Source organism: Nocardia nepalensis (assembly GCF_048910785.1).
Lineage (GTDB): Bacteria > Actinomycetota > Actinomycetes > Mycobacteriales > Mycobacteriaceae > Nocardia > Nocardia nepalensis.
In genome coordinates this window covers 125,575-152,360 of record NZ_JBKBET010000003.1, presented here as the reverse complement: position 1 = coordinate 152,360, position 26,786 = coordinate 125,575, and the positions used below count along the sequence as shown (strand labels likewise).

The following is a 26,786-nucleotide window of genomic DNA, read 5'->3' as shown; positions in this document are numbered from 1 at the left end:
TCGGCTCGAGCCGACTACCGTTGCGGCATGGCAGCACAGCGCTCGGGCACGAACAAGGCTGCGTCGGATGATTACGACGACGTGGAAGGGTTCGCAGTGGCGGTTGTCCGCGAAGAAGGACAATGGCGGTGTAGTCCGTTGAGTCAGGCCGCGCTCACCGATTTGTCCGCGGCGGAAACAGAACTCAAGGCATTGCGCAGTTCCGGTGCGGTGTTCGGATTGCTCGATATCGATGACGAGTTCTTCATCGTGCTCCGGCCCGCGCCGAGCGGCACCCGGATGCTGGTCTCGGATGCGACGGCCGCGATCGATTACGACATCGCCGCCGACGTCCTCGAGGCCCTCAATATCGAAATTCCCGACATCGACCCGGACGAAATCGACGATATCGAGCCCTGGGAAGAGGGCGACCTCGGCGTCCTCGCCGATCTCGGCCTGCCCGAACCCGTGCTCAGCGTGATCCTCGCCGAAACCGACCTGTATCCGGATGAGCAACTCGGCATGATCGCCCAGCGGCTCGGCTTCGCCAACGAACTCTCGGCGGTGCTGGACAAGCTGCCCCGCTGACGTGGGTCTGCTCACCGACGGACTCTCCGACACCGACATGGTCCGTGCCGCGATCGCCGCCGCAGCCGATGCGGGCGCTCGCGACGTACCGGTCGGTGCCGTCGTCTTCGATGCGACCGGACGCGAACTCGCCCGCGCGGCCAATGCCAGGGAGGCCCTCGGTGACCCGACCGCGCACGCGGAGATCCTCGCGCTGCGCCGCGCCGCCGCGGTAGTCGGCGACGGCTGGCGTCTGGAGGACACCACGCTCGCGGTCACCCTGGAGCCCTGCACTATGTGCGCGGGCGCCTTGGTACTCGCCCGCGTCGGCCGCTTGGTCTTCGGCGCCTGGGAACCGAAAACCGGTGCCGTCGGCTCACTATGGGACGTAGTCCGCGACCGCCGCCTCAACCACCGCCCGGAAGTCCGCGGCGGCGTGCTGGAAGCCGAATGCGCGGCACTGCTGGACGAATTCTTCCGCGCCCAACGCTGAGCCGACGCCCGCGCCTTCCGCGTGCCAGCACCCGCCGAAAACCGCCCCTCGCACCCCCTCTACAGGCGATTTAGCGTTCCGCCCCCGGTCCGGTATGGTTGTCGGCGGTGGCGTGTCCGAGCGGCCTAAGGAGCACGCCTCGAAAGCGTGTGAGGGGTAACCCCCCTCCGAGGGTTCAAATCCCTCCGCCACCGCCAAAGCCCCTCACTTGTTCACGCAGGTGAGGGGCTTTTTTTCTGCTCCGCAGAACGGTTGATCAGCGGCTGTGCCCACATCTTGCCGACACTCTGCCGTACGTCTTGTCCACGGCAACCGCTCGACGCGGGCCGAGCCGCTGTGAATGCGCAGGACGACGGGGGACACATGGCGCTCAGTGAGCTTGCGCGGGTTCCGCGATCGCCTGCGCGGCCAGCACTTCAGGCGCGGGGCCTGGTCGCGAACACCTCGTATATCTCGGTTCCGATCAAACGGGGATCCTGCTGGATTTGCGCCGCTATTCCATGCCGATCGAACAGCTCGCGGACTTCTCGCAGGCGGCCATCGAGGTCGTGGACCTCGGCGACGACGGCGTGAATGCGGCGCCAGTCCGCGTCGGTGATGCCGCGCAGGACGTCCAACTCCGCCCGCTCGACATCGACTTTGAGCAAGCCGATCTCCCGGTCGCGGCAATATTCGTCGAGTATCGCCGAGACCGTGGTGACCTCGACCTCCAAGGGCACGCCGTCGTGCAGCCCGGTGGTGATGAGCGCGATGGCCTTGTCGTCCAGGCCGCAGTTGCGCAGATAGATCCGAGTGGCCTCGTCGTCCGCCTCGCGGTCGGCGAAGAAACCGGAGTTCGCCGTGGCGCGCGGATACCAGGTGAACGGCCGGGTGCCCGGCGTCGCGCCGACCGCGATCTGCAGGGCGATCCCGCCCGGGACATGCGCTGCGATGTTGCGGTCCAGGCAACGAAAGGTCATCGGCACGGGCTCGACGGCGATGACCTGGATCCCGGGGCAGGTGTCGGCGAACATCATCGCGGTCAGGCCGATATTCGCGCCGATGTCGAGAGCGATGTCGCCGGGGCGAAGACTTTCGGCGGCCCGCCGGTAGAACCCGCGTGCCGAGGACGTCTCGCCCCACAACATGCGGGCCTCGGCCGGACTGGTGCAGGTCACCGTTCTGCCGTCGTCGAGACGCAGTTGCTGCAAATCGGTCAGCATCGTTGCATGAACCTTTCCAGGACAGGGCCGACGATGGCCAGCGCATGCGGATGGCTCATCTCCAGGTGGCGGGCGTCGACGACGACGTTGTGCACCTCGCCGCTGACGTAGGGCCGCCAGGTGTGGACGAGCCCGTCGTGGTCCGGGTGGTCTTTCCCGGCGGTGAAGAACACCAGGTCGCCGTCGAAGACGTGCGGCCGGTGCGCGGCGGAGATTTCGCTCGCGGTCCGGAAGCTGTGCATCAGCCGATCGGTCTGTTCGGCGGTGAACAGGCCCGTCGCGACCACCTGGTCGCGGATGACGTTCCAGGCTCGTTCATGACTGCTCGCCTCCACCTCGTCGCCGAGGTCGAACAGTTCTCGCCAGCCGCCGAGCAGATCGGCGATCAGCTGTCCCGGTGCGCGCTGGTCGGTGCGAGCCGGTTGCTGCGGTGCCTCGGCGGCGCAGTCGAGCAGGGCCAGCATGCCGACCCGGTCACCGTCGCGCTGCAGCCGGACCGCCATGGCGTGCGCGATCTGTCCGCCCAATGACCAGCCGAGCAGGTGGTACGGACCTGTCGGTTGCGCGCGGCGAATCTCGGCCACATAGCGGTCGGCCAGTTCTTCGACGGACTGCGAATCCGGTTCGCCGGCCACGACGTGCGGATCCTGCAACCCGAACACCGGGCGATCCGGATGCAGATGTCCGACGAGGCCGCCATAGAACCACGCCAGACCGCCCGCCGGATGCACGGCGAAGACCGCCGGTCCGGATCCGCTCGCGCGCAATGGAAGCAAGACCTTCAGCCCGGAGTTGCCTTCCGCGTCGTCGGCCCGGCGCGCCAGGGCCTTCGGCGTCGCATCCTCGAACATCCAGGGCAACTCGATCGTCACCCCGCGAGCGCTCAACTCGGTCACCGCCATGGTGGCCAGCAGCGAATTGCCGCCCAAATCGAAGAACCCATCGGTCACCCCGACCCGCGGGGCTCCCAGGACCTGCGCGTACACGTCGCTGATCACCTTCTCGGTGTGCGTGCGCGGGGCGACGAACCGCTGGACCGCTCCTTCGAAATCAGGCGCGGGCAACGCTTTCCGATCGAGCTTGCCGTTGACCGTCAGCGGCAGATCGGGCAGGACCATGATCACCGACGGCACCATGTAACTGGTCAGCACTTCGGCGGCGGCCGCCCGGACCTGGCCCGGATCGATCCGCTGCCCGTCGCCGCCCACGACGTAGCCGATCAGCTGATCCACCTCGCGCTCGTGGCGGTGCACCGCAACCGCGGCCCGCGACACCGCCGGATGCCGCAGCAGCGCTGACTCCACCTCACCCAGCTCGATCCGGTACCCACGCAACTGCACCTGTGCGTCGGCCCGGCCGGCGTAGGTCAATTCGAGCCCGCCGGCGGTCTTGCGCCAGCGCCCGACATCGCCGGTGCGATACAACCGGCCGCCGAGCGGATCGAACGGGTTCGCCATGAAGCGGCTCGCCGTCGACGCGGGCGCCCGCAGGTAGCCGCGTGCGAGTTGCCGTCCGGCGACATAGATTTCGCCGCGTACCCCGATCGGCACCGGCTGCAGCCGGTCGTCGAGCACATACACCCGCAACCCCGGCAGCGGTGCGCCGATCCCGGCGGCGCCCGCACCGTCGACCTCGGCGAAGGTCACGTGGACGGTCGTCTCGGTGATCCCGTACATATTGATCAATCGCGGCGATCCGGGTTGGTGCGCGGCGAACCAGCCGGTCAACCGTGTCGCATCCAAGGCCTCGCCGCCGAAGACGACATACCGCAACGCGAGATCGCCGCAGCTGCACCCGGATTCGCGGTACCCCCGCTCGGCTTCGACGAATCCGTAGAACGCCGAAGGCGTTTGGCTCAGTACCGTGACGCGTTCGCGCGCCACCAGTTCCACCAACGCCTCCGGCGACCGGGAGGTGTTGTAGTCGACCACGACCACCCGACCGCCGCTCAGCAGCGCGCCCCACATCTCCCACACCGCGAAATCGAAGGCGTAGGAATGGAACAGCGTCCACACGTCGTCGGCGCGGAGGTCGAATCGCTCGGCGGCATGGGTGAACAGGGTGACGGCTTCGCGGTGGCTGACGGCCACGCCCTTCGGGGTGCCCGTGGACCCGGAGGTGTAGATCGCGTAGGCGAGGTTGTCCGGCCGCGCGGCCGCGGGCATCGGATAGTCCGGCGGCACGTCCCTGGATTCTTCGATCAGGACCGTCGGCGCCGCGTATTCCGGTACGTCCGTTGCGATGTCGGCCGAGGTCAGCACGGCGGCCGGACGCGCGTCGTCGAGGATGAAGCGCAACCGTTGCGGCGGGTTCGCCATATCCAGCGGCAGATATCCCGCGCCCGCGCGCACCACCGCGAGCAGCCCGACGACCAGATCGACCGAACGCGGCAATGCCACCGCCACCAGGGTTTCCGGGCCCACACCGTGCTCGGCGAGCCGAATCGCGAGCTCGGTCGCGCGCCGATCGAGCTCGGCATAGCTAAGCCGCGAGACACCGTCGGTGACCGCGATCGCATCGGGCTGGGCCGAGACCCGGGCGGCGAACAGCTCGGCCAGGGTCACCTCGGCGACCGCGCCGCCGTCGACGCCGGCGGCATCGAGCACTTCGCGCCGCTGGTCGGGGTCCACGATGTCGATATCGCCCACGGCGACAGCCGGATTCGCGGTCCCCTGCTCCAGGATTCGGGTGAACGCGCGCGCGAAGCGAGACATCGTCTGCTCGACGAACAGATCGGCGGCGAAGGTCAAGCGGCCGAGCATGCCGTTCGGCGCGCCCGCCGTGTCGAACTGTTCGACGAGCTTCACATTCAGATCCGCGCGGGCCTGGTCGAAGCCTCCTTCGACCGGCTCGACGGTGAGCCCCGCCAGCTCCAACGCGGCCGCGCTGAGATCCTGGACGTCGAGGGTCACCTGATACAGCGGCACGTGCGCGGTCGACCGGCGCGGATTCAGCGCCTCCACGACCTCCTCGAACGGCACGTCGGCATGCGCGAGCGCGGCCAGATCCGTCTCGCGGGTGGCGGCGAGCAACTCGGCGAACGGTTGCTGGGACGACACCCGCGACCGCAACACCAGCGTGTTGACGAACATGCCGATCAGATCGTCGAGTTCGCGATCGCCACGACCGGCCACCGGGGTCCCGACCGCCACGTCGTCCACACCGGCCAGCCGGGCCAGCAGTACGGTCAGCGCGGTGTGCAGGACCATGAACACCGTGGCGTTGGCCGCGCGGGCGAGGGCGTCGATGCGGGCGTGCAATTCGGCGGGCAGCTCGAAATCGACGGTGCTGCCGCGCAGTGACGCCACCGGCGGCCGCGGCAGATCGGTCGGCAGCTCGAGCAGTTCGGGCAGCCCGGCGAGGGTGTCGGTCCAGAATCGCAGCTGCCGGGAGACCAGCGAATCCGGATCGTGCTCGTCACCGAGCACCTCGCGCTGCCACAAGGCGTAGTCGGCGTACTGGATCGGCAGCGGTGGCCAGTTCGGTTGTGTCCCTTGCCGGCTCGCCTCGTACGCCAGTGCCACATCCCGGGCGAGCGGCATCATCGACTGTCCGTCGGCGCAGATGTGGTGCACGCAGATCACCAGCAGGTGATCGCGGTCGCCGAGGGCGAACAATTCGGCTCGCATCGGCGGTGCCTGGGTCACATCGAAGCCCGCGGAGACCACCGCCGCCGCCCGCTCGAGCGCCTGCTGTTCGTTCACCCGGATCGGGGTCAGCGCCGGCGCCACCTCATCGACGTCGACGGTGACCTGGCAGGGCATCGCGTTGATCATCGGGAATTTGGTGCGCAGCGACTCGTGCCGGTCGATGACCAGCGCGCACGCCCGCCGCAGCGCAGGGACATCGAGTTCGCCGCGCAGCCGGATCACCAGCGGAATGTTGTAGCCGCCGACCGAGGTGTCGAACTGGTTGAGGAACCACATCCGCTGCTGGGCCGGGGACAGCGGCACCAGCGCCGGACGGGTGCGCGGTGTCAGCGGCACCGTGAGCTGTCGCTCGGCCGTGGTGAGATGCGCGGCCAGGTCGGCGACGGTCGGTGCGTCGAACAGGTCTCGGATACCGAGGCTCACCCCGAATGCCTTGCGCAATCGCGCGACCGCCCGCGTCGCCGACAGCGAATTGCCACCGAGGTCGAAGAAACTGTCCGTCGCGCCCACCGCGTCGATGCCCAGGACCTCGCCGAAGATATCCGCGATGCGCTGTTCGGTCTCGGTGCGCGGCGCGATCCGTTCCTGTTCGTCCGGGAACTGCGGCGCGGGTAGCGCCGCCCGATCGAGCTTGCCGGTCGCGGTGAGCGGGAGTTCGGCGAGCGGCATGAGCAGATCGGGCACCATGTGCGCGGGCAGGTGCCGCCGGGCCGCGGCCTTGACGGCGCTCGGATCGATGCGGCCGTCGCCGACCAGATAGCCGATGAGCCGGCCGGTGCCGCGCACATCGGTGTGCAGCACGACCACCGCGTGGTCGACGCCGGGATGTTCGGACAGCACGGTTTCGATCTCGCCGAGTTCGATGCGTTGACCGCGGATCTTGACCTGGAAATCGCGGCGGCCGAGATACTCCACGGCGTGGTCGGCGGTCCAGCGGGCCAGATCGCCGGTGCGGTACATGCGCGCGCCGGGGGCGCCGAACGGATTCGCCACGAAGGACCCGGCGGTGGCGCCGGACCGGTGCACATACCCGCGGGCCAGCTGGCTGCCCGCGAGGTACAACTCGCCCACCGCCCCGACCGGCACCGGCCGCAGCCACGGATCGAGGACGACGGCCTCGACACCGCGAATCGGTCCACCGATCGTCACCACATCACCGGGCAGCAACGCACCGCTGATCCCGGCCAGAATCGTGGTTTCGGTCGGTCCGTATCCGTTCAACAACAGCCTGCCCGGCGACCACACCGAGACCAACTCCGGTGTCACCGCCTCGCCGCCGGCCATCAGCACGCGCAACGAATCCATCCCGGCCGGCGCCATGGTGGCCAGCACACTCGGGGTCAGGAACGCATGCGAAACCTGTTGCGTGCGAATCAGTTCCGCCAACTCGACACCGGCGAACGCGTCCGGTTCCGCCACCACCAGCAATGCGCCGCTGGTGTGCGCGAGCAGAATGTCCAGCAGCGTCACATCGAAACCAGGACCCGAGGCGTGCAGCACCCGCGAGCTGGTGTCCACACCGAATCGGTCGCGCACGACCGCGGCGAAATTCGCCAGCCCCGCGTGCGTGACCTCGACGCCCTTCGGGACTCCGGTGGACCCCGAGGTGTAGATCACATACGCCGCGTCCTGGATCCGCGGCGTCCGCGGGCGCTCGGCGTCGGTAATGGTCGCCGCGGACTTCGCCCCGATGGCGGCCTCGGTGTCCGGATCGTCGAGGACCAGCGCGCGCACCGGGTCGGGAAGCAGATCCCGGGTCGCCGCGACGGTGAGCGCGACCCGCACACCGGAGTCGGTGACCATATATGCCACGCGCTCGGCCGGATTGCGCGGATCGATCGGCACGAACGCCGCACCCGTTTTGGTCACCGCCCACAGACCCGTCACGAACTCCGCCGACCGCCCCAGCGCCAGCGCGACCTGATCACCGGGGCCGACGCCCCACTCGACCAACTGCCGCGCCAGCCGGTTCGACCGGGCGTCCAACTCGGCATAGGACATCGTGCGCCGACCCGAAACCAGCGCTGCCGCATCGGGATTCACTTCCACGCCGGCAGCGAGCAACTCGGCCACCAGCTGCGGCGCCACCGGAGGGCCACCCGTCGCGGGCACCAACTCCCGCCGCTCGGCCGCGGACAGCAGATCCACCGAATCGAGCCGCGCGTACGGATCGGTCGTGATCGCGCGCAGCACGATGTCGAGCCGGGCGGCGAGACCGGATGCCGTCTCGTCGTCGATGTGGTCCGGCTGATAGCGCAGGCGGACGTGCAGCGTGTCGGTGTGGTGGGCCTGCACGGTGATCGGGTAGTGCGCGGCGTCGCGGCCGTCCGCCGCGATCACCCGCATCCCGTCGATGTCGGCTTCACCAAGTCCGCTGCTGTCGACGGGGTAGGACTCGAACACGACGAGGGTGTCGAACATGGCGACGACGCCCACGGCCGCCAGGATCTGCGGCAGCTCGAGGTAGTGATGGTCGAGCAGCCGGGCATTGTCGGCCTGCAGGCGCGTCAGCGTGTCGGCGATGGTCCGGTCCCGGCGCACGTCGGCGGCGACCGGAATCGTATTGATGAACAGACCGATCATCGACTCGACTCCGGGGACGTCGGCGGGTCGGCCGGACACCGTGCTGCCGAACACCACGGTCTCGGTCCCGAGCTGGTTGCTCAGCACCACCGCCCAGGCGAACTGCACGATCGTCGACATCGTGACCCCGTGTGCGCGGGCGAAGTCCACCAACTCCGCTGTCGTATCGCGATCGAGACCGATCGTCAGATCGATCGGGATGGTCGCGGTCGTCCCGGTGTGCGCACCGGCGATCAGCGTCGGCTCGGTGATATCGCGCAGCGCGTCTCGCCACACCTCGACGCTTGCGGTGCGGTCACGGCGTTCGAGCCATTCCAGATAGTCGCGGTAGGACGCGGCAGCGGGCAGCGACTGCGGCTGTGCGTCCGCGGCGTACAACCCGATGAGCTCACGCCACAGCAGCGGCAACGACCAGCCGTCGAGCAGCAGGTGATGCGCGGTCACCAGCAGCCGGAACTCGTGCGGTCCCACCGCGACCAGCAGGAATCGCAGCAGTGGCGGATCGGCCGGATCGAATCCGGTCGCCCGCTCCGCCTCGATCACCTCGTTCAACTCGGCTGTATCGCCGGACAGCGTGATGCTGCGCCAAGGGACGGCGACGTCGGTTGGAATCACCTGCACCGCAACGCCTTGCGCGGTGCGTGTGAAGGCGGCCCGCAAGTTGGGGTGGCGGGCGAGCAGGGTCTGCGCGGCGCGCTCCAGCCGGTTCTCGTCGACCACGCCGGTCAGGGTGAGCGCCGATTGCGCGAGGTAGACATCGAGCCCGCCCGCGGCGATCTCGGCGTGGAACAGCAGCCCCGCCTGTAGCGGCGCCAACGGCCACACCTCGCTCAGCGGTCCGTACCGGTCGGCGAACTCGTCCAGATCGCGTTGGGTGAGATCGACGAGCGGAACGTCGGCCAGCGACAGCCCCCAGTCCTGGTTCGCGAGTACCACGATCGCGGTCAGCGCATCGACCCATTCGTCGGCGAGTTCGGCCACCTCGTCGTGGTCGAGCAGCCGCGAGGCGTAGCCGAGATAGGCCGAGAGCCGCGGTCCGGCCGCGGCGTCGACGATGTTCACATCGATCGTGAGAACCGCCGCCGCCGGCATATCCGGATCGAAGGCGGCCCGGCGGTCGAAGGGTTCGTCGGTGGGCACCCACGGCAGATCCGACAGTGCCGCGAGATCGACGCCCACCCGACCGAGATAGTTGACACTGATCTGCGGCTCGGGCAGTGCGGCGAGCCGGTCGGCCGTTTCGGGGTTCAGATGGCGCAGCAGGCCGTAGCCGATGCCCTTGTCCGGGATGGCGCGCAGCTGGTCCTTGACCGATTTCACCGCCGCGCGCAGGTCCGCCGGATCGATGCCGCTCAGATCGAGCGCAGCCGGATAGCGGGTGGTGAACCAGCCGACGGTTCGGGAGATGTCGGCCCCCGCGGCGATCTGCTCCTCGCGGCCGTGCCCTTCCAGCATGACCTTCATGCCCGCGTGCGCGTCGCCGCGACGCCCACGCCAGCGCGTCAGCGCCACGGTGAGCGCGGCCAGCAGCACATCCTCGACGCTGCCGCGCACGGCGTGGGCCACCTCATCGAGCAACGAGGTCACCTCGGCCGGGAGCGATACGGTCAGCTCACGCACCGTCGCCTGGGTGTCCCGCGCGGGATCCAGCTCCGCCCGCCCGAGCAGCGGATCCGGTGCCGAACCGATCCGCTGCCACAGCTCGACTTCCCCGGCGCGCTCGCCCGCCGCGGCGATCAACGCGTGCGCCCACCGACGCATGGAGGTGCCCGGTGCGGCCAGCTCGACCGCCCGGCCGTGGGTGATCTGCTCCCAAGCAGTCACGAAGTCCGGCACCAGGATTCGCCACGACACCGCGTCGACGGCCAAGTGATGGATCACGATCAGGGCCCGACCCTCGGCGTCCACACCGGATTCGGGCAGCAGGCACACGACATGCACCAGCCGATCCGCCGCCGGATCGAGCCGGTCGTAGGCCGCGGCGGACGCCGCTTCCACCACGGCGGTGAAACCGGCGCTGCCCGGAGTCTCCCCGGCGCCGAAGGTCCGCACGGAGACCGAACCGGTGGCGTCGGTGGCGCTCGGCGCCAACACCTCCCAGCGGTGCCCGTCGAGCCGCGAGCGCAGCACGTCGTGGTGTTCGACGATCGCCCGCACGGTGGCAACCACATCGTCGACGCGCGCGTCACGCGGCAAACGCACCAGCATCGACTGCGCGAACCGAGCAGGCGCCCCGAGTCGCTCGACGAACCAGGACACGATCGGCGTGCACGGAATCTCGCCCACACCGGCGCTGGGCAGCTCGGCGAGCGTCGCCCGTTCGGCGGCCCGCGCGACCTGCGCCAGCCCGCGAACCGTCTTGTGCTCGAAGATGTCTCGGGCCGTCACGGCGACCCCCGCCGACTTCAGGCGGGCGGCCAGCTGAATCGACATGATGGAGTCGCCGCCGAGCGCGAAGAAGGAGGTCGTCGCGCCCACCGTGGTGACGCCGAGGACGTCGGCGAAGGCGGCGGCGATGGTGCGTTCCAGGTCGGTCGATGCCGTGACGGCGGCGTCTTCGGTGGTCTGGAAAACAGGCTCCGGCAACGCTTCTCGATCGAGTTTGCCGGTCGAGGTGAGCGGCAGGTGGTCGAGTACCGTGATCGTCGCCGGCACCATGTGTGCGGGCAGGGCGGCGGCCACGTGATCGAGCACCGCGTCCGGTTCGACGACCATTGCGGGTTCGGCCGTGACGTACGCGGCGAGCACCGGACGCCCGGCGGGGCTTCGGCGACTCACGGTGACCGCGGTCGCGACCGCCGGATGGGTCAGCAGCGCGGCGTCGATCTCGCCCAGCTCGACGCGCTGGCCGCGAATCTTGATCTGGAAATCGACGCGGCCGACGTACTGTAGCGTGCCCTGCTCGGTCCAGCGGACGATATCGCCGGTGCGATACATCCGCGAACCCCGCGGACCGTACGGGTTCGCCACAAACGAACGTGCGGTTGTCCCAGGACGATTCAGATAACCGCGGGCCAGCGCCGCCCCGGAGAAGTACAGCTCCCCCGGCACGCCGATCGGCACCGGCCGCAGCCGGCCGTCCAGCACCACCGCCTCGGCGCCGCGGATCGGTCCGCCGATGGTGAGGACCGCACCGGGCCGCACCGGGTCGCTGATCGTGATCACGATCGTCGTCTCGGTCGGGCCGTAGATGTGATGCAGCCGCCGCCCGGCCGACCAGGCGGCGATCAGATCCTCCGCCACCTTTTCGCCGCCGACCGCCAGCATCCGCAGCGAATCCACCTCGCCGGGCGACATCGTCGCCAGCACACTCGGTGTCAGGAACGCATGTGTCACCTGGTGGGTCCGGATCAGTTCGGCCAGATCCGCGCCGCCGAGCACCTCGGGCGGCGAGATCACCAACGCCGCGCCGGCCGCATGCGCCATCAGGGCTTCGAGCAGCACCGCGTCGAACGCGGGTGCCGCGGCTTGCAGCACGCGCGAGGTGGCCTCGACCCGGTAACGCTCACGCTGCTCGGCCGCGAAGGCCGCCAGCCCCTCATGGGTGACCACCACGCCCTTCGGCGTGCCGGTCGAACCCGACGTGTAGATCACATATGCCGCATCCTGAAGCCGAAGGGCGCGTGGGCGATTCGCGTCCGATATGGCATGGCTGGGACGCGCGGCGATCTCGGCGGCTGTGTGCGGGTCGTCGAATACCAGCCAGCGCAGGCCCTCTGGCAGGGACGCCCGCGCGGCCGCGACCGTGACGCCGATCTCGGCACCGGAATCGTGCAGCAGATAGGCGATCCGCTCCGGCGGATAACGCAGGTCCACCGGCACGAACGTGGCCCCGGTCTTCATGATCGCCCACATGGCGATGTGATAGTCGGCCGAGCGCGGCACGACCAGCGCGGCGCACATCCCCGGCCCCGCACCCCAGGAAAGCAGCTGCGCCGCAAGCTGATCGGCGCGCGCGTCGAGCTCGCCGTAGCTGAGGGCGCGGGCGCCGTCGATCAGGGCGATCGCCTCGGGAGTCGTTGCCACGGCCGAGGCCAGCAGATCGGGCAGCAGACGCGGCGCGGGGGCGTCGCCGCCGCGCGCCGGGAGCAGCCGTTGGGCCTCCTCGACTCCGATCAGCGGGATGTCACCCACCGGCCGGGTCGGATCCGCGACGACCGCGTCGAGGACGCGGCGCAACCGCTCGGCCAGCGCTGCCGCCGACGATTCCACGAAAAGATCTGTCGCATAGATGATTTCACCCTCGATCCCGGCCGGTCGAGCACCGTCGAGGCGTTCGGTCAGCAACACCATGAGATCGGTCTTGGCCTGGGCGACACCGGGATCGAGCAGTTCGACATCGACCTCGGGCAGCTGGAACCCGGTCGCGGCGGTGCTCTGCAACCCGAACAGCACCTGATACAGCGGCGTATACGCCGTCGACCGGGGCCGGTCGAGCGCGTCGACCAACCGCTCGTAGGGCAGATCCGCATGCGCGAGCGCCTCGAGGTCGATGCCGCGCACCTCGGCAACGAGTTGCCGGAACGACCGGTCGTCGCGGACCGGCGTGCGCAGCACCACGGTGTTGACGAACATGCCGACGAGATCCTCCAGTGCCGGGATGCCCCGGCCCGCGACCGGCGTACCGACCGACACGTCATCGGTGTGCGCGGTGCGCGCCAGCGCGATCGCCAGCGCGGCGTGCAGCACCACGAAGACGGTGACGCCCTCGCGACGGGCCAGCCGCACGACCTCATCGTGCAGCCGCTGCGGAATGCCGAAGCGGACACTGCCGCCGACCATCGACATGGTCGCGGGCCGAGGGTGATCGGTCGGCAGGTCGAGCAGCTCCGGGGCGTCGGCGAGAGTGTCGGTCCAATAGGGGATCTGCTGCGCGATCATCGACGACGGATCGTCCTCGGCGCCGAGAACCTCCCGCTGCCACATCGCATAGTCGGCGTACTGGACCTGCAGTGGCTTCCATTGCGGCGCTGTGCCGTTCAGCCGTGCACGGTAGGCGGCGAACACATCGCGCGCCAACGGCGCCATCGACGCGCCGTCGGCGGCGATGTGATGCACGACCAACACCAGAACATGCGCGTCGGGGCCGGTCCGATACAGCCGCGCTCGCATGGGCACCGTGTGCGCGACATCGAAGCCCGTCTCGACGATCTGCCGTATCCGCTCGCCCAGCACGGCCTCGTCGGCGACCGGCTCCGGATCCAGTGCCGAGTCGTCGATCACGGTCGCCGCATCCCGCACGACCTGGCACGGCTCGCCGCCGACCGTGGGATACACCGTCCGCAACGGCTCGTGCCGAGCCACCACGTCGCCGAACGCCGCCCGCAGCGCCGCGACGTCGAGCGCGCCGGTCAACCGGGCCGCGAAGCTGATGTTGTAGGCCGCGGAGGCGGTGTCGAACTGGTTGATGAACCACAGCCGGCGTTGCGCCGTCGCGAGCGGGATCGCCGCCGGGCGCGGCCGCGGCGCGAGCGGGATCAGCGCCGCCCGCGTCCGCTGGGCCAGCCGTGCCGCCAATCCGGCGATCGTCGGCTCCTCGAAAATATCGCGGATGCCGACTACGACGCCGAGCGCCGTCTCGGCGCGGGCGGCGATCCGGGCGGCCGACAGGGAGTCGACACCGATCTCGAACAGGTTCGCCCGCACGCTAACCCGCTCGCTACCGGTGACCGCGGCGACGATATCGGCCAGTGCCACTTCGCGATCGGTGCGAGCCGGGACGAATTCCTCGCGGTCGTCGAACCTCGGCTGCGGCAAGGCGGCGCGGTCGAGTTTGCCGTTCGAGCTGAGCGGCATGGCGTCGAGCACCTCGACGCGAGCCGGCACCAGATATGACGGCAGCATGTGCGAAAGCTGTTCGCGGATCGTGCGCCCATCGGTCACCGCCGCGGGCACCAGCGTCACGTAGGCGACGATGCGTTCCGAGGTCGCGACGGCGACCGCGCGAGCGACCTCCGGCAGCGCGCAGGCCGCCGCTTCGATATCGCCCGGCTCCACCCGCTGACCGCGCACCTTCACCTGGAAGTCGCTGCGGCCCAGGAATTCCTGTTCACCGCCGCGCGTCCACCGCACCAGGTCACCCGTGCGATACATCCGCTCCCCAGGCGCCCCGAACGGGTGCGCGACGAAGGCAGCGCAGGTGAGGTCGGGGCGAGCGTGATATCCGCGCGCCACCTGCACACCCGAGACGTACAGATCGCCGACGACACCGACCGGCACCGGTCGCAGCCGCTTGTCGAGCACATAGACCCGCATGCCCGCCACGGGCGCGCCGATCGGGACCGTCGCCGGGGTCCGCGCACCCGGCAGGCAGCGCGCAGCCGTGACCACCTCCGCCTCCGCCGGGCCGTACCAGTTCACCACCTCGGCCTCGGGGAATATGCGCGCCGCGGCGTCCACCGTGTGCTGCGCGAGCGCCTCACCGGCGACGAAAAGCCTTCGGATGGAGGGCAATTCGGTATCGCCGACGGATTCGAGCAGGACGTCGAGCATCGACGGCACGAAGTGCGCGGTGCTGATCTCGCGGCCGGCGATCAGGCCGGCGAGGTAGCTCGGGTCCCGGTGCCCGTCGGGTTCGGCCACCACGATGTGCGCGCCGATCTGCAACGGCCAGAACAACTCCCACACGGCGATGTCGAAGGTGATCGGCGTTTTGTGCAGCACCGCATCGGACGCGGCGTGCGGCCACTGCCGCTGCGCCCACGCCAGTTGACTCATGGTCGCGGCGTGGGTCAGGGACACGCCCTTGGGAACGCCGGTGGAGCCGGAGGTGAACAGCACGTAGGCCACGTGCTGCGGCCGCAGCGGCGCGCGCCGTTCCGCATCGATGATCGGGGCGCCGGACAGCTCGGCCACCTCCACTCGATCGATGCGAACGGAATCGAATCCCGCGGGCAGCCCGTCGTCATCCGCTGAGGTGGTGAGCACCAGCAGCGGACGTGCCGCGCCCAGCACATCGGCGATGCGCGCACTCGGTTGGTCCGGGTCGATCGGCAGGAAGGCGGCACCCGCCTCGACCACCGCATACAGCGCGGTGACAAGCTCGATCGAGCGCCGAACAGCCACCGCCACCACGGTTTCCGGCCGTGCGCCGCGGGAGATGAGCCACCTGGCCAACCGGTTGACGCGGGCGGCGAACTCCCGGTAGGTCAGCGCCGCGCCGTCCGCAAGCCCGATCGCCGGGGCATCCGGGGTGCGTTCGACCTGGTCGGCGAAGGCCTCCGCCAGGGTCCGGCCCACCGAGACGGGGCCGCCGGTGTCGTTCCAGCGCTCGAGCACCAGCTGCCGCTCGCCGGCATCGAGCACATCGATATCGCCGATCGGCGCGTCGGCGTCGGTCGTGACACCGTCGAGCAGGCGCACGAACCGATCGGCGAAACGCTGCGCGGAGTCGGCGTCGAACAGATCGGTGGCGTAGGTCAGGCGCAGCGTCATGCCGGTCGGCTCGTTGTCGGGCCCGTGGTCCTCGGTCATCATGAGCAGCAGGTCATAGATCGCGGCACTGTCGCCCGGATCGATGGTCTCGATGGTGAGACCGGGAAGTTCCACGTGCGCCCGCACCATGTTCTGGTAGGCGAGCATCACCTGGAACAACGGCGTATGCGCCGTCGACCGCGCCGGATTCAGCGCCTCCACCAGCTGCTCGAACGGCACGGTGGCATGGTCGAAGGCCTCGATATCATTGTGCCGCACCGCATCCAGCAGGCCGGTGAAGGTCTGCTCGAGCGTGACGCGGGTGCGCAGCACCAAGGTGTTGACGAACATTCCGACGAGGTTGTCGAGCTCCCGGTGGCCGCGGCCCGCGTGCGGCACGCCGATCGTGATGTCGTCGCTGCTGGACAGCCGCGACAGCAGCACCGCGAGCGCGGCGTGCACCACCATGAACGTCGTGGCCCTGGCTCGCTGGGCCAATGCCTCCACCCGGCCCTGCAGCTCGGCCGGAATCTCCACCTGCAGCACCGCGCCGTGGTGAGTCTGCTCGATCGGGCGCGGTCGATCGGTCGGCAGCTCGAGCAGTTCCGGGATGCCCGCCAGTCGGGTTCGCCAGTAGGCGATATCGCGGGACACGGGCGAGTCCGGGGCGTCGGGCGAGCCGAGCACCTCGCGCTGCCACAGGGCGTAATCGGCGAATTGGACGCTGAGCGGGGCCCAATCCGGAAGGTTTCCACTGGTCCGCGCCCGATAGGCGGTCACGATATCGGCGGCAAGCGGTGCCACCGAATAGCCGTCGCAACTGATGTGGTGCGCGGCCACCGCGACCACCCAGGCCGTATCCGACAGCTGATACAGCGCTACTCGCAGCGGCACGCCCTTCGACACATCGAACCCGGTATTCGAGAACGCGGCCAGCCGGCGGGCCAGCTCGTGCTCCTCGATCCGCTGCGGGGTGAGGTCCCAGCCCGCGACGACATCGGCCGCGTCCGACACCACCTGCGTGGGCGTGCCGTCGATCGCCGGATACCTGGTCCGCAAGCTCTCATGCCGGGCGACGACGTCCCCGACGGCCCCCGCGAGCGCCTCGACGTCGAGCACGCCGTCGAGCCGAATCGCCAGCGGCACAACGTAACCGGGCGAGGCCGGATCGAACTGGTTGATGAACCACATCCGGGCCTGCGCCGTCGACAACGGCAGGTGCTCCGGTCTCGGCTGCGGCGTCGGGGCGGGTAGGCCGGGCACCCCGCGCAGCTGTGCGATGCGTTCGGCCAACTCGGCGACGGTCGGGGCCTCGAAGATCATTCGCACCGGGACGGTCGCGTCCACCACGGCCCCGATCCGGCTCAGCGCGCGGGTGGCGATCAGCGAATTCCCGCCCAGGTCGAAGAAGTCGTCGTCGGCGCCGACCGTGGGCAGGCCGAGCAGCTCGGCGAAGACCTCGGCCACGGCCTGCTCCACCAGCCCGCGCGGTGCCCGGTAGTCGGCCTCATGGTCGCTCGGCTCCGGTTCGGGCAGGGCCCGGTAGTCGACCTTGCCGTTGGCCGTCAGTGGCACGGCGTCGATCCGGACGATCGCCGACGGCACCATGTAGGCCGGCAGCCGCTCCAGCAGGAAAAGTCGAATCTGCTTGGCGTCCAAGGCGTCCTGGGTGACGACGTAGGCGACCAGGCGTTGTTCGTCCCGGCCGGGGTGGTGCACCCGGGCGACGGCCGCGCTCACCTGGTCGTGCGCGAGCAGGGCGGCCTCGATATCGCCCAGTTCGATCCGCAGTCCGCGAACCTTCACCTGGTCGTCGGCGCGGCCGACGTAGCGCAGGGTGCCGCGCTTATCCCAGTGAACCAGGTCGCCGGTGCGATAGAGGCGGGTTCCGTGCGTGCCGTCGAACGGGTCGGCGATGAACGTCGCCGCCGTCAGACCCGGGCGGTGGTGGTATCCGCGGGCCAGCTGGATGCCGCCGAGATACAGCTCACCGGTCACCCCCGACGGCACCGGATGCAGTCGCGAATCCAGCACGTGCACAATCACATTCGGCTCGGGTACGCCGATCGGCACCGCGGCGCCGTCGACCCCGTCGACGTGGTACGCGGTGACGCTGACCGCGGCCTCGGTCGGCCCGTACAGGTTGTCGATGCGCGCATTGCTGACATCGCGGAATCGCCGGACGGTTTCGGCCGGCAGCGTTTCGCCGATGCACAGCACCCACCGCAGATCCGGGAATTCGCGGCCGACGGCCGTCTCCTGGAACACCGACAGCAGCGATGGCACGAAATCGGCCGTCGTCACATGATGTTCGGCGATCAGCCGGGCAACCGCGGGCGGATCCCCGCTCCCGTCGGGACCCGCGACAACCAACGTAGCGCCGGACATCAACGGGCAGAACAACTCCCAGACCGACAGGTCGAAGGTGACCGGCGTCCGCAACAGCATGACATCGTCGCCGAGGTGGTAGTGCTCACGCATCCAGCGCAGCTGATTGACCACCGCGGCATGCGGTACCGCCACTCCCTTCGGTACCCCGGTCGAACCGGAGGTATAGATGACATAGGCCAGATGCTCCGGAAGCAGCGGCCCGAGCCGATCGGCGTCGGTCACCGGCGATGGATCCTGGTGCTCGGTGTCGAGTTCCGCGAGCGTCCATGCCGGCACGTGGTCGGGCAGATTCGTGTCGTCGCCGGGACGGGTGAGCACCGCCATCGGCTGCGCGGCGCTCAGCACGGCGCGTACGCGATCGCGCGGATGGTCCTGGTCCAGGGGCAGATAGGCCGCGCCGGCCGCGTGGATGGCATACAGCGTGGTCAGCAGGTCGACCGAGCGCCGCATCGATACGGCCACAATGGTTTCCGGGCCCACCCCGCGTCCGATCAACGCGCGGGCCAGCGCGTTCACCCGCGCCGCGAATTCGCGGTAGCGCAGCCGCGTGCCGTCTTCGGCGTCGAGCACCGCGGTGCTGTCCGGCGTCGCCGCGACCTGGGCGGCGAACATGTCCGCGACCGTTGCCGACGGCAGTGGGATCGTCCCCCCGGTCTCGCGCACGGCCAGTTCGCGTGCTTCCTGCGCGGTCAGCAGCTCGACGTCGCCGACCGGCTGGGCGGGATCGGCGACCATCGCCCGCAGCAGCAGCACGAATCGATCGAACATGGAGGTGATCGTCGCCTCGTCGAAAAGGTCTGTCGCGTAGCCGAATTCGACGGCCATCGCGCCCGGTTCACCGTCGCGCGCCGCGGTGTCGACGAGGTTGAGATGCAGATCGTATTTGGCCACACTCGGATCGGCGGCCCGCGCCGACACCGTCAGGCCCTCGAATTCCACGGTGGGAATCTCGATGTTGTGGAACGAGAATCCCACCTGTGTCAACGGCGCGTGTGCCGTCGTGCGGGGCGGATTGAGCACCTCGACCATCCGCTCGAACGGAATGTCGGCGTGGTCGAAGGCGGCCAGATCGGTCGCCCGCACCTGCTCCAGGATCCGCAGGAAGGACGCGCCGGGCTCGATATGGGTGCGCAGCACCAGAGTGTTGACGAACATGCCGATCAGGCGCTCTAGTCCCGGTTCGCCGCGACCGGCGATCGGTGTGCCGACCGCGATGTCGCCGGTTCCGGAAAGCCGGGCCAGCAGTGCGGCATACGCGGCGTGCAGCACCATGAAGACCGTCACGTCGTGGCGGCGGGCCAGCGCGATGATGTCGCGACCGAGGTCGGCGGGCAGCATCGCCGACACCGTCGCACCGCGGAACGATTGCCGGGCCGGGCGCGGGCGATCGGTGGGCAGGTCGAGCACTTCGGGCAGGTCGGCGAGTTCCGTTCGCCAATACTCGAGCTGAGTGGCGGCGGGGGAGTTCGACTCGTCCTCGGCGCCGAGCCGTTTCCGTTGCCACAGTGCGTAATCGACGTACTGCACGGGCAACGGCGGCCACTGGGGTGCCTGCTGCCGCGTGCGGGCGTTGTAGGCGGTCACCAGGTCCGCGGCCAGCGGGGCGATCGAGGACCCGTCGAAGCTGATGTGATGGACGATCAGCACCAGGGTGTGCTGCTCGCGGGCACTGCGCAGCAACGTGACTCGGAACGGCGCCTCGCGGGTGACGTCGAATCCGGCCGTGGCGGCCGCGGCGACGTGCGCCTCGACGTCGTCCGCCGCCACCTCGATCGGGTCCAGTGCGGGCAGTGCCGCCCGGGCCGGCACGATCAGCTGGTGTGGTCCAGTGTCGCTGTCCGGATAGACGGTGCGCAGCGCCTCGTGGCGGTCGAGCACATCGGCGATCGCCGCGCGCAGGGCGGCCACGTCGAGTGGTCCCGACATGCCCACGACGAGCGCGATGTTGTAAAGCGCCGAGCTCGTGTCGAACTGATTGAGGAACCACATCCGGGTCTGGGCGGGGGAGAGCGGAATCTGTGCCGGCCGCTCCTGCGCAACCAGCGGCTCCCGCCCGGGTGCCTCGATGGCCTTCAGCGTCTGCGCGAATGCCGCCAGGGTCGGCGCGTCGAAGACGGTGTGCAGCGGAACATCGACGCCGAATACGGCGCTCAGCCGTGCCGCCAACCGCGTCGCCGAGAGCGAGTTGCCGCCGAGGTCGAAGAAGTTGTCGAGCATGCCGAGGCGATCGATGCCCAGCACAGCGCCGCACACATCGGCGACGATCTGCTCGGCCGCATCGCGCGGTGCGACGAATTCGGTCTCGGCGGCGAACACCGGCGCGGGCAATGCCGCGCGATCGGCCTTGCCCACCGAGGTGAGCGGCAGCGCGTCGAGCACTGTCACCGCGTCCGGAACCATATGTGATGGCAGGCGTTGCGCGGCGTGGGCCCGCAATTCCGCGGCGTCGACGGCATCGATCGCCGGCGTGACGTAGGCGGCGAGTCTCGGTCCGCTCTCCGTCGCCACACTGACCACTACTGCCGCCGCCACGGTGGGATGCTCGGCGAGAACGGCTTCGATTTCGCCGAGCTCGATGCGCTGGCCGCGGATCTTCACCTGGAAGTCGGTGCGCCCGATGTATTCCAGGGTGTGCTCGGGCGTCCAGCGGGCGAGGTCGCCGGTGCGGTACATGCGGGCACCCGGCGTGCCGAAGGGATCGGCGAGGAACGACGATGCGGTATCCGCGGGCCGGTCGAGGTAGCCGCGGGCGAGGTGAATGCCGCAGATGTACAGCTGTCCGGTCACCCCGACCGGCACCGGCTGCAGATTCTCGTCCAGTACCAGGGCCTCGACACCGCGAATCGGGCCACCGATCGTGACGCGGGCATCGGCGCGCAGCGGGTCGCTGATCGCGACCATGATCGTGGTCTCGGTCGGCCCGTAGCCATTGAACAACCGACGGCCCGGACTCCACACCGCGGACGTTTCCGCCGACACCGCCTCGCCACCGGCCACCAGATCCTGCAAGGAGCCCGCACCGTCGGGCGACATGGTCGCGAGCACGCTCGGCGTGATGAACGCATGCGAAACCCGCTGTGTACGAATCAATTCCGCCAACCGGTCGCTGGCGAAGACATCCGGCGGCGACACCACGAGCGCGGCACCGTTCGGATGTGCCATCAGCAGCTCCAGGGCCAGTGCGTCGAAGCCAGGAGCCGCCACCTGCAACACCCGTGCGGAACTGTCGATCCGATAGCGTTCTCGCTGTTCGGCGGCGAAATTCGCCAAGCCCGCGTGCGTCACGGTGACGCCCTTCGGCTCGCCCGTCGACCCCGAGGTGTACACCACGTACGCCGAGTTCGAGACCCGGCAGGGCCGGATCCGATCGGTATCGGTCACCGCGGCCGGGGATCGCGAGCCGATGCGGACCTCGGTGCCCGGATCGTCGAGCAGCAGCCGCGGTACCGAGGGCGGCAGCAGGTCTCGGGTGGCTTGCACCGTCAGCGCCACCCGGGCCTGCCCGACCATGAGCGCGACCCGCTCGGCGGGATTGCGCGGATCAACCGGGACGAATGCCGCACCGGCCTTCGCCGTCGCCCATATCCCCACCACGAGTTCCACCGACCGCCCCAGCACCAGCGCGACCTGGTCGTCCGGACCCGTTTCGCACTCGATCAACAACCGAGCGAGCCGATTCGACCAGACATCCAACTCTCCGTACGACACCGTGCGTTGCGCGGACACGATCGCCACGGCGTCCGGATTCTCGACCGTCAGCAACTCCGCCAGCACCCGCGCCGGCTCGGCAGGGCCGCCGGACGCGGGCACCAGCGCGGCGCGCTCACTCGCCGACAGCACATCGACCACACCGATGCGCTGCTGCGGATTCGACACGACCGATGCGAGGATCCGATTCAGCCGCCCGGCGAAATCCTCGACCGTCGTCCGATCGAACATGTCCGTGGCGTAGTTGATCCGCAGGCCGAGATCGCCTGCCGCGCTGGTGTTCTCGGCGACGGTGACAATGAGATCGACCTTCGCCGGTTGCGGTCCCGGATCCAGCACCTCGACGGTGAGTTCGGACAGCTCCAGGCTCGGGCTGTCCATGTTCTCGAAGGCGAGGTATACCGGGCACAGCGGGTCGTGCGCCGCCGACGGCATCGCATCGACCACCTCCACGACGCGTTCGTACGGCAGGTCGCTATGGGCGAAGGCATCGAGATCGATGTCTTTGACCCGGGTCAGAAACTCGGCGAACGATTCGTCGCCGCGCACCTGGGTGCGCAGTGGCACCGTGTTGACGAACATGCCGATCAGCGGTTCCAGCGCGCGCTCGCCGCGGCCTGCGACCGGCGTCCCGATGGTGATGTCCGCCGAGCCCGACAGCCGGGCGAGCAGGACGGCCACCGCGGCGTGCACGACCATGAAGCTGGTGACGTTCGCCGCATGAGCCACCCGCTCGATCCCGGCGCGTGTCCCGGCCGGGATCACGGTGTCGACGACGTCGGCGAGCATGGACCGGCGAGCCGGGCGCCGGCGGTCGGCCGGCAGTTCCAGCAGCCGCGTCATTCCCGCCAATTGCGCTGTCCAATAACGCAATTGGTCTGCCGCGAGCGAGTCCGGATCGTTTTCGTCGCCGAGCACGCTGCGATGCCAGATGCTGTAGTCGGCATACTGCAGGCTCAGCGGTTGCCAGTCCGGCGCATGCCCCTGCGACCGCGCTCGGTAGGCGGCCGCGAAATCGGCCGCGAGCGGTGGCAGCGACGATCCGTCGCAGCAGATGTGATGCAGGACGACGACCAAGACGTGCCGTCGATGGTCGGCGGATGCGAGCAGCGCGACCCGGATCGGCGGACGTCGGCGCACATCGGTGCCGGTCGTGGCCAACTCACGGATTCGGTGCTCGAGCTCGTCGGGATCGGTGGGATGCGGGGTCGGATCGAGATCGGCGGCGACCTGCTCGGCGGGCAGAATCACCTGCGTCCCTTGACCATTCACGGCCCGGTAGACGGTGCGCAGGGATTCGTGTCGTTGCAGCAGGTCGGTCAGCGCCGAACGCAGCGCCGTGGCGTCGAGGTGTCCGGTCAGCTGCAGCACCAGTGGAATGTTGTAGGCCGCCGAGGTCGGATCGGCCTGATTGAGCAGCCAGATCCGGTTCTGTGCCGGTGCCAACGGGATGGGCTCGACGCGCGGCTGTGCCCGCAGGGCGGGGCGGCTGGAGAGTTGCCCGGCGTCGATATGGGCGGCGAGTCGGGCGACGGTCGGCGCGCCGAACAGGTCGCGCACCGACACGTCACAGCGGGTCAGCCCGGCGATCCGCACCGCGGCGCTGGTCGCGGTGAGCGAATTGCCGCCCAGTTCGAAGAAGTCGTCCAGCACACCGACCCGCTCGATACTGAGAACCTCGGCGAAGACGTCGGCGATGGTCTCCTCGACGACGGTGCTCGGCGCGACGTACACCGCGGCCGAATCGATGGCCGGCTCGGGCAGCGCCCGATAATCCACTTTGCCGTTGACGGTCAATGGCAACGCCGACAAAACGACGATGTGTGCCGGGACCATGTACTCCGGCAGCAGCGACGCGACGTGCGCGCGCAGCGCCTCGGATCCGCAGACCGCGCCGTCGGCTGGCACGACATAGGCGACCAGCCGGGCCGCTTCGGTCCCCGGCAGATGCACGATGACCACCGCCGCGGCGACCGCACTGTGGCTCAACAGCGCGCCGCGGATCTCGTCCAGCTCGATCCGATACCCGCGCAGCTGCACCTGCTTGTCGGCGCGCCCGCGATATTCCAACTCGCCCTTGGCGTTTCGGCGAGCGACGTCGCCGCTGCGATACAGACGCGTGCCGGGCGGGCCGAACGGATCGGCGACGAAGCGCCCCGCGGTCATTCCGGGGCGGTCGAGATAGCCGCGGGCCAGTTGGCCGCCAGCGACGTAGATCTGGCCCCAGGCTCCCAGCGGCACCGGGCGCAAGTGCTCGTCCAGGATGTAGACGCGCAACCCCGGCAGCGGCCGCCCGATCGTGCTCGGCGCACCCGGCACGGCCATGTCCGGTGTCAGCTCCAGATAGGTGACGAAGACGGTGGTTTCGGTGATGCCGTAGCTGTTGGCCAGCACGGGCAGGTTCGGATTGTGCCGGTACCAGGTCGCCAAACCGGCCGGATCGAGCGCCTCGCCGGAGAGAACGACCACCCGCAGCGCAAGCTCACCGTCGGGCTCGCCCGCATCCGCATAGCGCCCTCGGGCGCTCACGAATTGATCGAAGGCCGAGGGTGTTTGGCTGAAGACGCTCACCCGCTCGCGCGTCACCAGCCGCACCACGTCGTCGGGCGAACGCGTGGTGGGGCCGTCCACCACGACCACACGACCGCCGGTGACCAGCGCGCCGAAAATCTCCCACACCGAATAGTCGAACGCGAACGAATGGAACAGCGTCCAGACGTCGTCGGCGCGGATTCCGATCTCGGCACAGGCGTTCGTCAGGTAGGTGGCCACCGCGCGATGGGTGATCGGCACGCCTTTCGGCCGCCCCGTCGATCCGGAGGTGTAGATGACGTAGGCGATGTTGTCGGGGCGCAGCGGGCGCGTGCGATCGGCATCGGTGATCGGATGCGCGATCTCGACTTCCCGGTCGTCGTCGAACAGCACCACTCGGCCCGGGTCGCCGGGCACCCGATCGCGCAGACCTCGTTTCGTCACGACCGCGACCGGATCTGCGTCGTTCAGCACATAGTCGAGTCGATCGACCGGGTGCGCCAGATCCAGCGGCAGATATCCGGCGCCCGACTTCAATACGGCCAGCGCCACGACGATCAGATCGGCATCGCGCGGCATCGCGATGGCCACCAGCGTTTCCGGCCCCGCGCCGCGGGCGATGAGCGTGCGGGCGAACCGGTTCGAACGCTCGTCCAGCTCGTGGTAGGTGAGGGCGGTCGTGCCCGCGGTGACCGCGACCGCGGACGGGGTGGCCGCGGCCTGCCGGGTCAGCATGTCGACGAGCGTCGCGGTGGGCGCCACGCCGTCGCGGCCGGCGAGTTCGCCGAGGATGCGCTGCTCCTCCGCGGGGTCGGCGAGCGGGATGTCGAGCACGCGGGTGTCGACGGGCGCGGCGATCATGCGCTGCAGGAAGTCGACGAATCGACTGGTGTGCACGTCGAGTTCGTCCTGGCTGTACAGATTGGCGTTGCCGTGCAATTCGATGAGCAGCGGCGCGTCGGCCCCGGAGCGGTACAGGTTCAGCTGCATATCGTCCAGCGCTCCGGAGGTCAGAGCGCGGTAGTGGCCCACCGCCGAACCGAGGCGAATCTCGGAATCGAAGAACAGGATGTTGACGATCGGGCCGAACGAGGTCGCGGCCGGGTCCAACGCGTCGGAATCGCGGCGCAGGTCCTCGAACCGGTAGAGCTGATGCCGCATCGCCAGGACGAGCTCGGATACCGATGCGCGAATCAGCTCTTCCACGGTGGTCGTCGCGTCCACGGCGAATCGGATCGGCACCATATTCGCCAACATCGCGGCGGCCTTGCGCAGGCGCATCGTCACCCGTCCGGTCACCGTCAGCGACAAGACGACGTCGTCGGTGTCGGTCATGCGGGCGAGGAACGCGGCGAAGGCGGCTCCGAGCACCTGTGCCGGCGAGGCGTGCACATCCTCGGCGAAGCGGTCGAGCCCCGCGGTCAGCCGCGACGGCAGTCGCCGACCGGCGAAGCGGTCGTCCTCGCTCCATTTGGCGGTGCGACCGGACAGACTCGTCGTCGGCGGCAGATCGGCTACCTTGTCGAGCCAGTACGCCTTGTCGTTGACGAATCGGGGGCCAGCGCGATACTCCTGCTCCGCCGCGATGATGTCGGCCAACCGGGCCGCCACCAGCGGGGCGGGCGGCCTGCCCTCCAGCAGCGCGTTGTAGTGCTCGGCTATCCGGTTCAGGACGTTGAACGCGCCATAACCATCGATCACCAGGTGATGGGCGCGCGCGTACCACAGATACCGGTCCGCGCCGAGCCGAATCAGCCGCGTCGCGGCGAGTCGGTCCCGGGCCAGATCGACGGCCTTGCTGTTGTAGTCCCGGCGCATCCATGCCATCGCCGCGGCGTACGGATCGTCCTCGGCGCTGAGATCCAGCAGCGGTTCGTCGTAGACGATGCTGCGATCGACGAATTGATAGGGATGACCGCCGGATTCGACCACACGGACCACGAGCGACTCGGTCTCGTGGCCGGCGTCGTTGATCGCCTTGATGAACGCGGGGTAGTCTATCGGTCCCTCGATCTCGACGTAGTGCGCGATATTAACGTTCGGGCCGCCCGGTAGGTTGTTCGCGAGCCACATTCCGTATTGCGCCCTCGAAAGCGGAATCAATTCCGAATCTCGGTCGGCAGACGTGGCTGAATTCGGACTCATCGTCTAACCTTTCCTCGAATTCCGGGACACGAGGGCAGCGCACAACAAAGTCCCGCCCGTGCCGGCATTTCCCGAACGTGCATTTGTGGCTTACCGATGTACTTACATACACTTCACCAACGT

At 69.1% G+C, this 26,786-nt stretch carries 4 protein-coding genes and 1 tRNA gene; 3 read left to right on the top strand and 2 right to left on the bottom strand.

Annotation, left to right across the window (positions count from 1 at the left end):
• The first annotated feature begins 27 nt into the window (after positions 1–27).
• From ACHQ4I_RS01225 to ACHQ4I_RS01215, 3 genes are all read left to right on the top strand, one after another.
• Positions 28–567, top strand: a complete 540-nt coding sequence (locus ACHQ4I_RS01225) for a tRNA adenosine deaminase-associated protein (RefSeq protein WP_420769766.1) — start codon at positions 28–30, stop codon at positions 565–567.
• Positions 568–604: 37 nt separating this feature from the next.
• Entirely contained in the window at positions 605–1,039 is a 435-nt protein-coding gene (locus ACHQ4I_RS01220; protein ID WP_420770156.1) for a nucleoside deaminase, read from the top strand.
• A 106-nt stretch (positions 1,040–1,145) separates the two neighbouring features.
• Positions 1,146–1,236 (top strand) — tRNA-Ser (locus tag ACHQ4I_RS01215).
• 219 nt (positions 1,237–1,455) lie between these two features.
• Here the strand turns inward: ACHQ4I_RS01215 and ACHQ4I_RS01210 are convergent.
• Together ACHQ4I_RS01210 and ACHQ4I_RS01205 are read right to left on the bottom strand one after the other, a co-directional pair.
• Positions 1,456–2,241, bottom strand: a complete 786-nt coding sequence (locus ACHQ4I_RS01210) for an FkbM family methyltransferase (RefSeq protein ID WP_420769765.1) — start codon at positions 2,239–2,241, stop codon at positions 1,456–1,458.
• Positions 2,235–26,663: a non-ribosomal peptide synthetase gene (locus ACHQ4I_RS01205; RefSeq protein WP_420769764.1), complete on the bottom strand. Its 24,429-nt coding sequence runs from the start codon at positions 26,661–26,663 to the stop codon at positions 2,235–2,237. The genes ACHQ4I_RS01210 and ACHQ4I_RS01205 overlap by 7 nt, the downstream gene beginning before the upstream one ends.
• Positions 26,664–26,786 lie beyond the last annotated feature (123 nt).